The 16,364-nt window shown below is 64.8% G+C and carries 10 protein-coding genes; 5 read left to right on the top strand and 5 right to left on the bottom strand.

The window, feature by feature from the left end:
* Position 1: 1 nt before the first annotated feature.
* Together ACG0Z6_RS15935 and ACG0Z6_RS15930 are read left to right on the top strand one after the other, a co-directional pair.
* Complete coding sequence (locus ACG0Z6_RS15935; RefSeq protein ID WP_394463207.1) at positions 2-2,026, top strand: capsular polysaccharide biosynthesis protein; 2,025 nt, start codon at positions 2-4, stop codon at positions 2,024-2,026.
* Between the two features lie 228 nt (positions 2,027-2,254).
* Positions 2,255-2,758 (top strand): hypothetical protein, encoded by a 504-nt coding sequence (locus ACG0Z6_RS15930; RefSeq protein ID WP_394463204.1) that lies wholly within the window; start codon positions 2,255-2,257, stop codon positions 2,756-2,758.
* Between the two features lie 12 nt (positions 2,759-2,770).
* Here the strand turns inward: ACG0Z6_RS15930 and pcp are convergent, their stop codons facing one another.
* Complete coding sequence (gene pcp / locus ACG0Z6_RS15925) at positions 2,771-3,427, bottom strand: pyroglutamyl-peptidase I (protein WP_394463202.1); 657 nt, start codon at positions 3,425-3,427, stop codon at positions 2,771-2,773.
* Between the two features lie 229 nt (positions 3,428-3,656).
* On the opposite strand from pcp, the gene ACG0Z6_RS15920 reads away from it, so the two are divergent.
* The 3 genes from ACG0Z6_RS15920 to ACG0Z6_RS15910 all read left to right on the top strand — a co-directional run bounded on the left by ACG0Z6_RS15920 (position 3,657) and on the right by ACG0Z6_RS15910 (position 9,992).
* Positions 3,657-6,170, top strand: coding sequence for a GspE/PulE family protein (locus ACG0Z6_RS15920; protein WP_394463200.1), 2,514 nt, complete (start codon positions 3,657-3,659; stop codon positions 6,168-6,170).
* Positions 6,171-6,276: 106 nt separating this feature from the next.
* Positions 6,277-9,741, top strand: a complete 3,465-nt coding sequence (mfd, locus tag ACG0Z6_RS15915) for a transcription-repair coupling factor (RefSeq protein ID WP_394463198.1) — start codon at positions 6,277-6,279, stop codon at positions 9,739-9,741.
* 26 nt (positions 9,742-9,767) lie between these two features.
* On the top strand, positions 9,768-9,992 hold the full coding sequence (locus ACG0Z6_RS15910; protein ID WP_394463195.1) for a nitroreductase family protein: 225 nt from the start codon (positions 9,768-9,770) through the stop codon (positions 9,990-9,992).
* 93 nt (positions 9,993-10,085) lie between these two features.
* On the opposite strand, the gene ACG0Z6_RS15905 is transcribed toward ACG0Z6_RS15910, so the two are convergent.
* From ACG0Z6_RS15905 to ACG0Z6_RS15890, 4 genes are all read right to left on the bottom strand, one after another.
* Positions 10,086-10,763 (bottom strand): OmpW/AlkL family protein, encoded by a 678-nt coding sequence (locus ACG0Z6_RS15905; RefSeq protein WP_394463193.1) that lies wholly within the window; start codon positions 10,761-10,763, stop codon positions 10,086-10,088.
* Positions 10,764-10,786: 23 nt separating this feature from the next.
* The gene (locus ACG0Z6_RS15900) at positions 10,787-11,935 is read right to left on the bottom strand and encodes an SGNH/GDSL hydrolase family protein (protein ID WP_394463191.1); all 1,149 of its coding nucleotides are present in this window, start codon (positions 11,933-11,935) and stop codon (positions 10,787-10,789) included.
* Positions 11,936-12,078: 143 nt separating this feature from the next.
* The gene (locus ACG0Z6_RS15895; RefSeq protein ID WP_394463190.1) at positions 12,079-13,119 is read right to left on the bottom strand and encodes a patatin-like phospholipase family protein; all 1,041 of its coding nucleotides are present in this window, start codon (positions 13,117-13,119) and stop codon (positions 12,079-12,081) included.
* Between the two features lie 20 nt (positions 13,120-13,139).
* Complete coding sequence (locus ACG0Z6_RS15890; RefSeq protein WP_394463188.1) at positions 13,140-16,349, bottom strand: efflux RND transporter permease subunit; 3,210 nt, start codon at positions 16,347-16,349, stop codon at positions 13,140-13,142.
* Positions 16,350-16,364 lie beyond the last annotated feature (15 nt).

The raw sequence follows: 16,364 nt of genomic DNA, 5'->3' as shown, positions 1-16,364 counted from the left end.
CATGCCGCAGCTGCCCGACAGCTTTGCGCTGACCAGCCGCGGCCTGCAAACCCTCAGCACCCTGCCCGCCCTGTTGGACCACCGCCCGCTGCTGGCGGGCTGGCGCGCACGGCAGGCACAGGCCGTTTTGGCCTGGGGGCGCAAGCCCACAGCCGCCCGTGCCGAGCGGCTGGCCCAGCGGCATGGCCTGCCGCTGTGGCGCGCTGAGGATGCATTTGTACGATCCATCGGCCTGGGGCATGCTTGCCCGCCTTGGGGCATCGTGCTGGATGACTTGGGCATCTACTACGACGCGCACACGCCCTCGCGCCTGGAATTGCTCATTCAAGAACCGCTGCAGGCCGAGCAGCTCAGCCGCGCCCAAGCCCTGCTGCAGCTGTGGCGCAGCAGCGGGGTCTCGAAATACAACGGCGCACGCGATGCGCTACCTGCGCAGTGGGCGGCCGGTGCACAGGCGCCCGTGCTGTTGATCGACCAAACGGCCGGCGACGCCTCCATCGCCTTTGGCCAGGCCGATGCCAGCGCTTTTGCCCGCATGCTTGAAGCCGCCCTGGATGAGCACCCTGAGCGCACGCTGTGGCTGAAGGTTCACCCCGATGTGCTGGCGGGCAAAAAGCGTGGGCACTTCAGCACCCTCAGCCCCGGCCAGGCCAGCCGCGTGCAGGTGCTGGCACACGACACACACCTCAGCGCCCTGCTGGCACGCGCCCACGCACTCTATGCCGTGACCTCGCAAGCCGGTTTTGAAGCGCTGCTGTGGGGCCTGCCAGTGCGAGCCTTTGGCATGCCGTTTTGGGCAGGTTGGGGCTTGAGTCAAGACGAACTGCCTCCGCCCACGCGGCGCAGCCCAGCCACGCTCGAACAACTGGCTCATGCCGCCTTGCTGCGCTACGCGCGCTATATCGACCCGCTCACGCAGCAGCGCTGCGAGCTCGAGCCCCTGCTCGCTTGGTTGGCCCTGCAGCGCCGCGAACGCCAGCGCTACCCCGAACACATCCACGCTCTGCAGTTCTCGCGCTGGAAGAAGCCCATTGCGCGCGCATTTTTTGGCGGCAGCACCGTGCAGTTTCACCGCCACCCCCACACCGTGCCTGAGGGCGCTTGCGTGGCCGTTTGGGGACGGCGCGCAGCCCCTGCGCAGGCCGGCTCGGTGCTACGCCTGGAAGATGGTTTTTTGCGCTCTGTCGGCCTGGGCGCTGACCTGGTACGGCCGCTGTCTTGGGTGGTGGATGACATGGGGCTTTACTACGACGCCACGGCGCCCAGCCGCCTGGAACACTTGCTTCAACACCACCAGTTCAGCGCCGACGAACTGGCTCAGGCTGAGGTCTTGCGTCAGTCGCTGGTGAACAGCGGCATCACCAAATACAACGTGGGTTCGGCCGCTGTCTGGCGCAGCCGACAAGCGGCCAATTGCAACCGCCCCCCCGTGCTGGTGGTGGGCCAGGTCGAGACCGATGCGGCCATTGCCCTGGGCACTACCGAAATCCGCGGCAATCTGGCCTTGCTACGCGCAGCGCGCCATGCCGAGCCAGAGGCTTGGCTGATCTACAAACCACACCCCGACGTGGTGGCGGGCTTGCGCAAGGCCGGAGCCCAGGAAGACGAGGCGCAGCGCTGGTGCGATGAAATCGTCACCGACGCCCCCATCAACACGCTGCTGGCGCAGGTGCAGCGCGTGCATGTGATGAGCTCCCTGGCTGGTTTTGAGGCGCTCATGCGCGGGCTGCAAGTGGTGTGCTGGGGCCAGCCTTTCTACGCAGGCTGGGGGCTCACGCAAGACAAGCACCTGCCGCCTGCCGTGCGCCAGCGCCGCCAACGCCGCTTGAGTTTGGACGAGCTTTGCGCTGCCACGCTGATGCATTACCCGCGCTATATCGACCGCATGGGTCTTGGCTTTGCCGATGCAGGCAGCACGCTCAAAACACTGCAGCAGTGGCGCACCCAGGGCACCACCCGCATGCCGGTTTGGCGCCAGATGCTGCGCCGTGTGCTGGGGACTTGGGCGCGCCTGACCAGGCGTTGAGCTCCACCCGGCCGCCTGCTGGCGCGAACTGACCCCCAGTTCGCCGCTTCATCCAACGATCGCTGAACAGGCCTCCAACCAAGAATTCAGTCACCCCCTTGGTGTACTGAAAGGTTGGAAATGTCGAGCAGTTTTCAGGCATTTGCCCGCGCAGCAGCGCGTCGCGCAACCCCACGCACCTGGGCGGCGTTAGCTGCAAGTGCGCTCGCAGGATCCTATGCAAACCCTGTGCAAGCCCTCCCCCCGTTGCAAGAGCTGATCGCCTCGTCAAGTGACGAATCTCCTGGCACCTGGCTGTTGGTAGGCCCCAGCGTCACCCACCACCAGCAGCGCACGCATGCCAAACGCCCTTACAACGAAAACAACCCGGGCTTGGGCATTGAATACCGCCGTCCCCTGAGCGACCCTGCTTGGCGTGCCTGGGATTGGGGCGTTCAAACCTATGCCGTTAAAGACAGCTTTGCGCAGCCGGCGCTGTTTGTCATGGGCAGCCTCACCCGCGAAGTGGTGCGTATCGGCCCGCTGCAATTTCGGCTCGGCGCACAGGCCGGACTGGCCTACAAGCATGTGGACTGGCAGAGAGCGAACTTGGTTCCTGTGGCTGCTTTGCTCGCCAGCATGAAATGGCGCGATGGCTTGACACTCAACCTCAGCTACGCCCATGCCACCAATGCCACCACTGGCCGCGCCAAAGGCGTGACCGCCTTGCAACTGGCCTACCAGTTCAAGTAGGCCGAGGGCTGATCAGTCCTCAGCCCCACCCACGGCCTTGATGTCGTGAGTGTGCGCAAGCGCCGCGCGCAGTGCGGCGCGCGTGCCCTGCACCATCAGCGCCAATGGCATGCTGGGTTTGCCAGGAAGGCGCACAGCTTGTTCAGGCAGCAGCGGGATGTGCATGAACCCGCTGCGCACACCGCTCGCGACACAGCGATGCTGCAAGCCATAAAACACGTGGTTGCATACATAGGTGCCTGCCGTCTGAGAGATGCCCGCAGGAATGCCCTCAGCCTGCACCGCAGCGGCCATGGCTTTGATGGGCAGCGTCGTGAAATAGGCCGCGGGGCCCGCCGTAAGAATGGGCTCGTCGACGGGGCTTTGGCCCGCGTTGTCCGGGATGCGGGCGTCGTCGACGTTGATGGCAACGCGCTCCAGCGACAACTCACTGCGCCCGGCGGCCTGCCCAATGGCCAACACCATATCGGGTTTGAACTGCGCCAAGGCCAAATCCAGCATTTGCAAAGAGCGCCCAAACACACAGGGCAGCTGTACCGCATGCACCGCTGCCGTGAAGTATTCCTCGCTCCAGTGAGATGTCGCCAAGGCCTGCGCCAGTTCCCAGGACGGATTGATGGGTTCCCCGCCAAAGGGTTCAAAGCCAGTGAGCAAAATTTTTGTCTTCATAGACGCATGCCAAATGCCGAATAGGGGGCATTGTCGTTGTGCCGAAGCCGCCAGCAGCGCACACCGCATTGCGGCAGGATCGTGGCGAGCAACACCCAAATGCAGGGACTCTATTCCTTCAGCCATACTCAATCCCGCCCTGCGCGCCAGCTAGCATGCGGGGCGCGCCCGGCAATCTCAACAGTGCAGCCGGGCCCTATGCCGTTTTGCAGCCCACCAGGTTCGCCCTATGTCAGACCCTTCAGCCCGTTTTGCACCCAAAAGTTCGACGCAGCTGCACTCCACCGCGACACTTTTTCGCTGGCCTGTTCCGCCGTTCCCTGATTACGCCGAGTCTCTGCCGCAGCTCAGCGTCTATCCCTGCGAAATTCTGGGGCTCAATGGCAGCCGCATGTCGGGCACATTGCTCAAGACCTCGGCCGAAGAGCGCACGCTGCAAGTGTTGGTGCCCCCGGCGCGCAGCCCGCTGGTGCTGCGCTTTGCACAGTTCAAAGCGCTCAAGCTGCTCACGCCAATCCCCGCGCGCAAGGCCACTGAGCCGCCCAAAAACGACCCCTTCGCCACCAATCCACGGCCGCGCACACGCTTTCAGGTCGCCTTGCCTGGCAAGGACGTGTTTGAGGGCGAGACCATCGGCCATCATCAAACCAGCCTGGGCCTGTTTTTCTTTGAACCCCTGGGTGAGCAAGACGACACGGTGCAGTGCGTGTTCATCCCCCACGAGTCGGTGGTGGACTTTGACGTGGGCGAGCGCATCGGCGACTTGCTGATCAAAGACCTTGCGGCCACGGCAGACCAGATTGAGGCTGCAGTTCGAGAGCAGACGGAGCTGCGCAATCGACGCGTTGGCGACATTTTGCGGCTGCGTCAGATCGTCACGGCCGAGCAGCTCATGGTGGCGATCGAACAGCAAATCAAGATGCCCATGGTGCGCATCGGCGAGGCACTGCTGGCCATGGAGCTGGTAACGGTCGAGCAGCTCGAAGAATCCCTGCTGCAGCAAAAACAAGACCGCACCTTGCCGCTGGGTGAGTTGCTGGTGCGCAAGGGCGTGGTCACGCGCGCACAGCTGCAGTCGGCCCTGGCTCGCAAGATGGGCTACCCCGTGGTGGATGTCGACAAATTCGACGTGGACGCCGAAGCCCTGCGCAAGCTGCCCCTGAGCGTGGCGCGCCGCTTAGAGGTGCTGCCGCTGGTGCTGCGCGAAGGCCGCGTGGTGGTGGCCATGGAAGACCCCAGTCGGCGCGACTGCATTGACGAAATCGAGTTCGTCACGCAGCTCAAGGTCTCGCCCGTGCTGGCCCGCGTGGGGGTGTTGAAGTTCGCCATTCCTGCGGTGTATGACCGCATGGGGCTGACCCATGCAGAGCTCAACCCGGCCTCGGGCTCCGACAGCGAAGCCCCCATGAGTGCGGACAAGCTCATTCAGACGCTGGAGCGCGAAGAACTCGAGCTGGTGGGCATGGACGGCGGCCCGCCCGAAGAAAACGCGGTCGAGCAGTCAGACAACTCGCTGGTGCGCCTGATCAACTCCATGATCAGCGAAGCCTATGCGCAAGGCGTCTCCGACATCCACGTCGAGTCCTACCCCGGCCGCGAGAAGGTCAAGATCCGCTTTCGCAAAGACGGGCAGCTGCAGCCCTATCTGGAACTGCCCCACACCTACCGCTCGGCCCTGGTGGCACGTATCAAGGTGATGTGCGATCTGGACATCTCCGAGCGCCGCAAGCCCCAAGACGGCAAGATCAACTTCGCCCGCTTCATGTCCAGCATCAAACTGGAGCTGCGGGTGGCCACCATTCCCACCTCCAACGGTTTGGAGGACGTGGTGCTGCGCTTGCTGGCCTCTGCCAAGCCCCTGCCCATGGACAAACTGGGGCTGTCGCCCTACAACTTCAAAGAGCTGCAAAAAGCCGTGGGGCGCCCCTATGGCATGGTGCTGTGTGTGGGCCCCACGGGTTCGGGCAAGACCACCACGCTGCACTCCGTGCTGGCCCACATCAATACCCCAGACCGCAAGATTTGGACGGCCGAAGACCCGGTAGAAATCACCCAGGCCGGGCTGCGCCAGGTGCAGGTCAATCCCAAAATTGACTGGACCTTTGCGCGTGCGCTGCGCGCGTTTTTGCGCGCCGACCCCGACGTGATCATGGTGGGCGAAATTCGCGACCAGGAAACCGCCGAAATTGCCGTGGAAGCTTCGCTCACCGGCCACTTGGTGATGTCCACACTGCACACCAACAGCGCGCCGGAGACCATCACGCGCTTGCTGGACATGGGCATGGACCCCTTCAACTTTGCCGACTCGCTGCTGGCCGTGCTGGCCCAGCGCTTGGTGCGGCGCCTCTGTAGCGACTGCGTCAGCGCCAGCCCCATGGACAAAGAAACGCTGGAGGAGCTCGCGGGGGACTACCGGCACATCTTCCCCGAAGCGCTGCGCCCCAGCATGGAGAGCATCGTGGCCGATTGGCGCAAAGCCTATGGCAAGCCCGGTTTGATGCACTACCACAGCAGCGGCTGCGCCAAGTGCGAGCACACGGGCTACCGCGGCCGGGCGGGTTTGCATGAGCTGCTGGTGGTCTCCAAAGACCTGCGCCGCATGATTCAAACCGGCGGCCGCGCCGAGCAAATCCAGCACCAGGCCATGAGCGAGGGCATGCGCACGCTGCGCCAGGACGGCATCACCAAGGTGCTACAGGGCATCACCTCGCTGGCCGAGGTGCGCGCCACCAGCAACCAGTAGCGGCGCAGCAGCCACAACACAGGCCCTCTGACACAGTGGCCTTGCCGCGCTGCCTACAATCCCGAGCAGCCCCGTTTTGGGGCTGTTCTTGTTTGTGAAATCACCCATGCAGCTGGCCCCCATCACCCCTGGCAAAAAACACACTTGTGCCCGCCCCCTGGGCTCAGCCGACGCCTTGCTGCTGGCGCAGTTTGTGCAGCAGCAGCGCGAGGCCGGACGGCTCAGCGCCGTGATCTGCGCCGAACCGGCCGATGTGCAGCGGCTCGAAGACGAGCTGCGCTTCTTCGCCCCCGAGCTGCGCGTGGCCGTCTTCCCCGACTGGGAAACCCTGCCCTACGACAGCTTCAGCCCGCACCAGGACTTGATCTCTGAGCGGCTGGCCACGCTGTGGCGCCTGCAGCAAGCGCGCGGGCAAACCGCGGCGCAGCGCGATGTGGACGTGGTGCTCATGCCCGCCACCACCGCGCTGACCCGCCTGGCGCCGCCGAGCTTTCTGGCCGCCACCACCTTTAACTTCAAGCAAAAGCAGCGCCTCGACGAAGCCGCGCTCAAAGCCCAGCTGGTGCTGGGCGGCTATAGCGCTGTCAGCCAGGTGGTGCAGCCCGGTGAATTCGCCGTACGCGGAGGCCTGATCGACCTCTTCCCCATGGGCTCCCTGGTGCCCTACCGCGTGGATTTGTTTGGCGACGAGGTGGATTCCATCCGCACCTTCGACCCCGACAGCCAGCGCAGCCTCTACCCCGTGCCCGAGGTGCGCTTGCTGCCCGGGCGCGAGTTCCCCATGGACGAAGCCGCGCGCAAAGCCGCGCGTGCGCGCTGGCGCGAGAAGATGGAGGGTGACCCCTCGCGCTCGCGCATCTACAAAGACCTCGACAGCGGCATTGCCACGGCCGGTATTGAGTACTACCTGCCGCTGTTCTTCGACCAGCTCGCCAGCGTGTTCGACTACCTGCCCGAGGCCGCCGCCCTGGTGCTGCATGGTGAGGTGGACGAGGCGCTGACGCGCTTTTGGACCGAGACGCGCGAGCGCCACCGCTTCTTGCAGCACGACCCCGAGCGCCCCATCCTGCCGCCCGAAGAAGTGTTTTTGCGCACCGAAGACTTCTTCACCGCCACGCGGCCCCACGCCGTACTAGCCGTGCGGGGGCAAGAAAGCGTGGCCTGGGCGCGGCCCCTGCCGGACGTGAGCGTGGAGCGCGGCGCCCAGCAGCCGCTGGCACGCCTGGCGCAGCACCTGCAAAGCACACCGCACCGCGTGCTGCTTCTGGCCGAAAGCGAAGGCCGGCGCGAAAGCCTGCTGGAGCTGCTGCGCGACAACCAGATCGACCCGCCCTCGGTGGCGTCGCTGGCCGAGTTCTTGGCCGGCACCGAACCCTTTGCCATGGCCGCCGCGCCCCTGGCCCAGGGCTTTTTCTGGCACGAGCCTGAAGCCAACATCCAGCTGCAGCTGCTCACCGAAACCGAGCTTTTTGCCACCGCACCGGCCACCCGCCGGCGCCGCAAGCAAGAGCAGGTCTCGGACGTCAACGCGCTCATCAAAGACCTCTCCGAGCTCAAGGTGGGCGACCCCGTGGTGCACACCAACCACGGCATCGGCCGCTACCTGGGGCTCATCCACATCGACCTGGGCGATGGCCCCTCCGAGTTCCTGCACTTGGAATACGCTGACAAGGCCACGCTCTACGTGCCCGTGGCGCAGCTGCACCTCATCGGCCGCTACATGGGCGTGAGCGCCGAAGAAGCCCCGCTGCACAAGCTGGGCTCGGCGCAGTGGGACAAAGCCAAGCGCAAGGCCGCCGAGCAAGTGCGCGACACCGCCGCCGAACTGCTCAACCTCTACGCACGGCGTGCCGCACGCGAAGGCCATGCCTTCCGCTACTCCCCCCACGACTACGAGGCCTTTGCCGCCAGCTTTGGCTTTGAGGAAACGCCGGACCAGCGCGCCGCCATCCACGCTGTCATTCAAGACATGATCAGCCCCCAGCCCATGGACCGCCTGGTCTGCGGCGATGTGGGCTTTGGCAAAACCGAAGTGGCCATGCGTGCGGCCTTTGTGGCAGTGATGGGCGGCAAGCAAGTGGCCCTGCTGGCCCCCACCACGCTGCTGGCCGAGCAGCACTATCAAAACATTGCCGACCGCTTCGGCAAGTGGCCGGTGAAGGTGGCGGAGATAAGCCGCTTTCGCTCGACCAAGGAAATCAAGGCCGCCATGGAAGGCCTGGCCGACGGCAGCATCGACATCGTCATCGGCACGCACAAGCTCCTGTCCTCAGACGTTCAATTCAAACGCCTGGGCCTCTTGGTCATTGACGAAGAACACCGCTTTGGCGTGCGCCACAAAGAGGCCATGAAGGCGCTGCGCGCCGAAGTCGATGTGCTCACGCTCACCGCCACGCCCATCCCCCGCACCCTGGGTATGGCGCTGGAAGGCCTGCGCGATTTGAGCGTCATCGCCACCGCGCCACAGCGCCGCCTGGCCATCAAGACCTTTGTGCGCAACGAGCACAGCAGCACCATCCGCGAGGCCGTGCTGCGCGAGTTGAAGCGCGGCGGCCAGGTCTACTTCCTGCACAACGAAGTCGAGACCATCGAAAACCGCCGCCAAAAGCTCGAAGAGCTGGTGCCCGAAGCACGCATCGTCGTGGCCCACGGCCAGATGCCCGAGCGCGAGCTTGAGCGCGTGATGCGCGAGTTCGTGGCCGGGCGGCACAACGTGCTGCTGTGCTCCACCATCATCGAGACGGGCATTGACGTGCCCAGCGCCAACACCATCGTCATCAGCCGCGCCGACAAATTCGGCCTGGCCCAGCTGCACCAGCTGCGCGGGCGCGTGGGCCGCAGTCACCACCAAGCCTATGCCTACCTCATGGTGCCCGATGTGCAAGGCCTCACCAAACAAGCGGCACAGCGGCTGGAGGCCATCCAGGCCATGGAAGAGCTGGGCTCCGGCTTCTACCTGGCCATGCACGATTTGGAGATTCGCGGCGCGGGCGAGGTGCTGGGCGAAAACCAAAGCGGCAACATGATGGAAGTCGGCTTTCAGCTCTACAACGAGATGTTGGCTGAGGCCGTGCGCTCCCTCAAAGCCGGGCGCGAACCCGACCTGCTCTCACCGCTGGCAGCCACCACCGAAATCAATCTGCACGCCCCGGCCCTGCTGCCCAACGACTACTGCGGCGACGTGCACACACGGCTCTCGCTCTACAAGCGCCTGGCCACGGCGGACAAGAGCGAGCACATCGACACCCTGCTCGAAGAAATCACCGACCGCTTTGGCAAGCTGCCCGCGCAAGGCCAAACCCTTTTCGACACGCACCGCCTGCGCGTGCTGGCCAAGCCCTACGGCGTGCTCAAAATTGACGCCGCCGCCTCCGTCATCAACATCCACTTCCGCGCCAACGCCCCCATTGACGGCATGCGCGTGATCGAGCTGGTGCAGAAGAACAAAAACATCAAACTCGTGGGCAACGAAAAGCTGCGCATCGACAAACAGCTCAGCGACCCCAAAGATCGCGCCCACGCCGTGCGCGAGGTCCTGCGCCTGCTGGGGCAGCCGCTCAAGCAGGACTAGGGTTAGCGTTCAGTGACCAGGACACGGTGGAGCGCACGGCGACGGCAGGTTTTTTGATTGCAGCGCTGCACCACGCGGGCTTGGCCACCCTCACCCACACGCCCAGCCCGATGAATTTCCTCAACGAGCTGTTGGGCCGCCCTGCGCACGAAAAGCCCTATATCCTGCTTGTGGTGGGCCATCCTGCCCCAGGCTGCCAGGTACCCAATATCAGCAAGAAAACTTTGGCCGAAATGAGCAGCTTCATCTGAATCAGAAGCACCGAGGCACGAACCACATCGACACCGTGGTCATGGCCGCCGGTAAGCCCCCGCGGCTGCTTAGGGCCGCGGGGTGTTGGGACTTTAGAAGCTGTAGCCCACAGACAGGCTGTAGCTCCAGGGGTCCAGCGCAATGTCCATGTGCTGGCCCGTGGAGAGCTGGGTGCGGGTTTTGAGCTTGGTCTTGAGCACCGAGACGTCCAGGGACCAGCGCGGCGCCAGCTGCACGCTGGCCCCGAGTTCACCGGTCAGACCCCAATGCGACTGCACTCGCAGCGTGGTGGGCGTGGTCGGCGAACCGCCGGTCACGCCCGTCAGCGCCATGGTGCTGCGTTCGCCGTAGAAGCGCGCATAGGTAGGCCCCACGCCCACGTAGGGGCGCACGCGGGCATCTGCCGCCCCAAAGCGGTACTGCACCAGCAAAGTCGCAGGTAGCACCTTGGCCGTGCCGAGCTTGCCCATGCCCGCAATGGCGCCGTCGCCCGTCAGCTCGTGCTCAAAGCCCAAGGCCAGGGGCAGGTCCAGCGAGATGTTGTCGCGCCAAAACCAAGTCACACCCGCGGTGGGGCGGGTGCTGGCGCCCACGGCGGCTTTGGTGCCAGTGAACGCGGGCGCGCTGAGATCGCCGCTGTTCACATCGGGCTTGATTTGCGTCACGCCCAGGCGCACGACCAAGTCGCCTGCGTGTTGCGCCGAGGCCAGGCCTGCGGCCAGACAACAGGCCGACAGCACGCTGCAGGCACGGATGGTTTGAAAGTTCATGGCAATGCCTCCTCGTCCTTGACTCACAGCCAGGCCGCCTGTGCCAGGCGACGGGAAATCAGCTGATAGACCAGCTTGTGCCCGTAACCCGTGGGGTGAAAGCTGTCAGAGAAGGCCCAGGTCTTGTACCAATCCGGCCCCGCGCCGCTGGGTGCTGCTGCAGCCAGGGCGGCCTCGGTGCAGGTGGCGAAGGTGTAGGTCGGCAGTCCGTCAGCGCCCTTGCCAGTGACCGGGCAGGCCGGGGTTTTGACGTTGCTCAGCCCGAACTGCTCAGGGGTGGCCACCTGGTCGTTGAAGGCCGTGTAAAAGTCCACCAAGGCCACGCGTGACTCACCAGCAAAGCGCGTTTGCAGTTGCGCGTTAAAGGCTTCCATCCAACCCTTGAACAAGGCTTCGCTTTGGGTGCGCGCCGCCGCACCTGCACTGCCACCGCCAGAGGCTGCGGCGATGCCGTCGAGCACCATCTGGAAGCGCGGCGTGTTGGTAATGCCCGGCATATTGAGCAACACCACGCGCTGCGCGCCTTTGGCCAGCGCCTGCGTTTGCACCAGATCAGCCATCTGGTTGGCCAGTGCCGTCATGTAGGTGGCGCCAGCCTGGGCCAACCCTGCGGCGCCGCCCGCTGCGGCAGCCTGCACTTGTTGAGCGCTGAGCAAGGTGCCCAGCAAGGTGGTGTAGGCCACACCGCCGTCCCGCGCCGCCAGCAGGTAGTCGCCCACCAGCTTGGCTGCGTCATTGCCACCGCCGTCGACGATGAGCAAATCGCCCGCTGCGAAGTTCCCCCCTGCCGTAGCGGCTGCAAACTGTGCTGCCAAACCACGTGGGTCTTGCGCCACATAGCCACTGCCTGCAGCGTTGATCACACCACCACCCACCGCAAAGTTGCCGCAACCGGCCTTGGCATTGGGGGCAAAGCCGCTGCCAGTAAAGGCAAAGAAGTTGCAGCCTTTGTCCAGCCCATAGGCTTGGCTCACCAGCTCAGGGTACATGTCGTTGCCCTGGATGGTGGCGCGCACACCACCGAAGGTGCCCACATCTGCCAGGCTGTCGCCCATCACTTTGACCGCACTGATGTGGGCACGGGGCGTGGTGTCCGCCTCGCCCCCGCCCCCACAAGCGGCCAGCATGGCCAGCATGGCCAGCGCCAGCGTGTTGCGTCTGTTCATTCCCATTGACGTCTCCGATGAAAACCGAACGACCGTTCGATTTATTCAACGTCAATGTAAGACCTCACCAGCATCAACAGTAGTATGGAAATACCCTGACAGGGAGAGCGCGGCTTGCCTTGCGGCAATTCTTCACGCAGCCGTGCCCTTCACTGGCGGGGCGCCAGATAGGTTTGGCGGACGTCCATGCTTCCGCGCCGCCCCACCTGGGCTGCGTCATCGGCCAACCAGCGCTGAGCTGCGGCTCGGCCCAAGTTGAAGAGCTGCTCCAGCAGCCGCGCGTCATTGTTGAGTTTGCTAGAGGCATCCAGCGGCGCCAGCCCCGCCTCGTCGGCCACGCGGTGCAGACGCACGGCGGTGTACTGCTGGGGGTCTAATTGGCCGGCCTCGAGCAAGCGCCGCACAAAGTCGATGGCGCGCAGCTCCGCCACCAAGCTGGCGTTGAAGGTGATTTCGTTGACCCGGTCGGCAATCTCCGCGGCCGTGGTGGGAATGCCAGGCTGCTCGCGCGGGTTGATTTGCACCAGCAGCACGTCAGCACAGTCGGTGCCGTAAATCAGCGGCCACAGCGCCGGGTTGCCGGAGAAGCCGCCGTCCCAGTAGGGCTCACCGTCAATCACCACCGTTTGCGCTTGTTGCGGCAAGCAGGCCGAGGCCATCAAGGCGTCATGGCTCAAGGCTGCCGCGCTGAACACCCGGGGCTGCCCGGTGCGCACCGAGGTGGCGGTGATGAAGAGCTGCAGCGGCCCTTCGCGCAGCGCCTGCTCGCTCACATGCTTGCGCACGAGCTCGCGCAGCGGGTCCACATTGAAGGGGTTGAGCTGATAGGGACTCCACTGCTGCAGCCAGGACTGCCACAGGGTGAAGCCCGGCCACAGGTCGCGGTTGAACATCCAGCCCGGCCAGTGCCCACCCGTGGGCAAGCCCCAGCCGCCAAAGCACTCAGGCGTACCGCTGACTTCGTGCCAAAACTCGCTCAGTGCCTCGCGCGCGGCAGGGGCACCACCGCGGGCCCAGCCGCTGGCCAGCACGGCGGCGTTCATGGCCCCGGCACTGGTGCCGCTCACGCCCACCCACTCAAAGCGGCCATCTTCGAGCAGCGCATCCAGCGCTCCCCAGGTGAAGGCCCCGTGCGAGCCCCCGCCTTGCAGTGCCAGATTGAGCCGCTGCGGGCTGCGTTTTTTGGCCATACACCCTCCCCCGAAACATGTCAGTCAGCGAGTCCGGGCTCTCCTTCAGCGCGTGTGGACAGTGCGGCTTGGGCCTGGGGCCGTCGCTCTCTGACCAAGTAGGAGTAAATCACCGGCACCACCACCAGTGTGAGCACCGTGGAGGTGATCACACCGCCGATGATGGCACGGCCCATGGGCGCTTGCAGCTCGCCGCCATCATTCAGGGCCAAAGCCAGAGGCAGCATGCCAAACACCATGGCAGCGGTGGTCATGATGATGGGCCGCATGCGCGTGAGCCCGGCCTGGCGCAGCGCCTCGTGCACGCTGGCACCGGCGCGGCGCATCTGGTTGGCATAGTCCACCAGCAAGATGGCGTTTTTGGTGACCAGGCCCATCAACATCACCAGGCCAATCATGGAAAACACGTTCAGCGTGGTGCGCCACAGCAGCAGGGCCAGCATCACGCCGATGAGCGCCAAGGGCAGCGAAGCCATGATGGCAATGGGCTGTACAAAGCTGCCGAACTGGCTGGCCAACACGATGTAGATGAACACCACCGCCAAGCCCATGGCCCACAGCAAACCAGCGAAGGCCTCGGCCTGCTGCTTGCCCGCGCCGTCCACCACCACGCTCACGCCCGGGGGCAGCTCTATGGACTTGAGGAGCTTTTTCACATCGTCATTGACCTCACCGGCGCTGCGGTCCTTCACGCCGGCAAACACGGTCTCGCGGCGCTGCAGGTTTTGGCGGCGAATCACCTCGGGGTTGAACACCGGCTCGAGCGTGGCCACGTCCTCCAAAGCAATGGGGGTGCCGTCTTTGGCAAAGGCCACCGGCAAGCGGCGCATTTGCTGCACGTGCTGGCGCTGCTCCTGCGGCAGGCGCAGCAAGACCTCCACCTGGTTGCCCTCGGGGGCCGTCCAATAGGTGGCCACTTCACCGTTGACATAGGCGCGCAGCGTGGAGGCCAGCTGCGGCCCGGACAGGCCCAGCTCACGCGCCGCCGATGTTTTGACGCGCACGGCATAGGCAGGCAGCCCCTGTTTGACGGAGGTGTCCACATCCACCGTGCCGGGGATTTTGCGGATGCGCGCGGCCAGGTCTTGAGCCGCACGGGCCAGGGCCTCGGGTTCGCTGCCGCGCAGCGTGATCCACACCGGGCGGTTGCCACCGCCCACCGTCAGCTCAATGCCGGGAATGCGCGAGAGGTCTTCGCGGATGGCATCTTCGATTTGCTTTTGGCTGCGCTTGCGCTCTTTGCTGGGCACCAGCGCCAGCGCCAGCGTGGCCTGGTTGCGCCCGGTGGCGTCGCTGTCGCCCAGCCCAATGACGGTAGAGACGCTGCGGATTTCTGGGTAGCCCTTCAGAACTTCTTCCACCTGCGCCACTTTGGCGTCACCGCGCGCCAAGCTGGTGGCCACGGGCAGGCGCAGCTGAATTTGCGTGAAGCCCTGGTCGGTTTGCGGCACAAACTCACTGCCCACCAAAGTCGACAGCCCCAGCGCCAGCACAAAGCTGCCCAGGCCGCCGGCGAGCACCACGCCGCGCGGTGTGAGCGTGGTCAGCCGCCAGGTGCGAGGCTGGCTGCGGTCGCGCTGGCCCTGCGCATCAAATGGACGCGCATAGACAGCCAGGGGCAACCACAGGCGGTAACGGCGCGGCGAAAACACCCAGTCAATGGTGCGCTCGTAGACGCGGTGCAGCCCATCCATGGCGCGGTCGGTGCCGCGCAGCAGTGCGCCGAGCACGGGCAGCCGCTGCAGGCGTTGGCTGGGTGGGTCGTGCCAGACGCTGGAGAGCATGGGGTCCAGCGTGAAGCTCACAAACAGCGACACCAGCACCGCCACCGCCACCGTAATGCCAAAGGGGTAGAAGAACTTGCCGATGATGCCGCCCATGAAGGAGATGGGCACAAACACCGCGCAAATGGCAAAGGTGGTGGCCATCACCGCCAGGCCAATTTCCTGCGTGCCTTCCAGCGATGCCTGTTGGTGGCTCTTGCCCATGGCGACGTGGCGCACGATGTTCTCGCGCACCACGATGGCGTCGTCAATCAAAAGCCCGATGCACAGGCTCAGCGCCATCATGGTCATGAAGTTCAGCGTGAACCCAAAGGCATAGACCGCGATAAAGCTGGCAATCACGGCAATGGGCAGGGTCAGCCCCGTGATGATGGTGGAGCGCCAGCTGTGCAGGAACAGAAACACAATGGCCACCGTCAGCAGCGCCCCTTCGACCAAGGTGTTGCGCAGGCCGTCGAGTGAGCCGCGCACCCAGTCGCTGTTGGCGTACATCAGCTCCAGCTTCACATCGGGCGGCAGTTGCTTGCGCAACTCCTCCATCGCCTCCTTGACGGCATCACCAGCGGCCACGATGTTGGCGTCTTGCTGCTTGTGCACATAGATGCTGATGGCCGGCTTGCCGTTGATGCGGGCAATCGAGTCGGGCTCACGCTCACGCTGGCTGAGAGTGCCCAGATCACCCAGGGTAAGCGCCAGGTCGCCCCGGCGGGCCACCACCACTTGCGCGAATTCGCGCGGATCGCGCACCCGGCCTTCCACGCGCAGCATGGCGTCGCTTTGCGGGTCGGACAGCAGGCCCACGGGCTGGTCACTGTTGCTGGCGCGCAGGGCTTCGGCAATTTGCGCCGGCGTCACGTTGTAGGCGCGCAGCCGGTTCACATCCAGGTCGATGCGCACCTCACGGCTGCTCAAGCCCCCCAAATCCACACGCGCCACGCCTTCCACACGTGTCAAGCGCTTGGAGACCACCTGCTCAGCCAGCACCGACAGATCGCGCGGGCTGCGCTGCTCGCTCAGCAGCGAGGCCACCACCATGGCTTGCGAGTTCTCCTGTGCCCGCATCACCAGGGGCGCGCGCACCTCGCGGGGGAAGCCGGACTGTGCCTGCGCCACGCGGTCGCGCACCTCCTGCATGGCGCGGTTCATGTCGGCGTTGAGCCCAAACTCCACATAGGCTTGCAGCCGGCCCTCAAAGCTGCGGGAGTTGATCTTCTCCACCCCGGCAATGCCATTGAGCACTTCTTCAAGCGGCTTGGCCAGCTCGCGCTCCACCGCGTCTGGCGATGCGCCGGGGTAGCTGACTTGAATGTAGGCACCAGGCAGGCTGACGTCGGGCAGCTCCTCCACGCCCAGCTTGCTGTAGGAAAACAGCCCCAGCACACACAAGGCCACCATCATCATGGTGGCGAAGACCGGGTTTTTGATCGATATGCGCGTGATCAACATCTGCAGCTCCTGGCG

Origin of the sequence: Roseateles rivi (assembly GCF_043555845.1) — a bacterium.
Classification (GTDB): domain Bacteria; phylum Pseudomonadota; class Gammaproteobacteria; order Burkholderiales; family Burkholderiaceae_C; genus Roseateles; species Roseateles rivi.
Note: the sequence above shows the minus strand (reverse complement) of the source record. Positions and strands in the feature narration are given on the sequence as shown.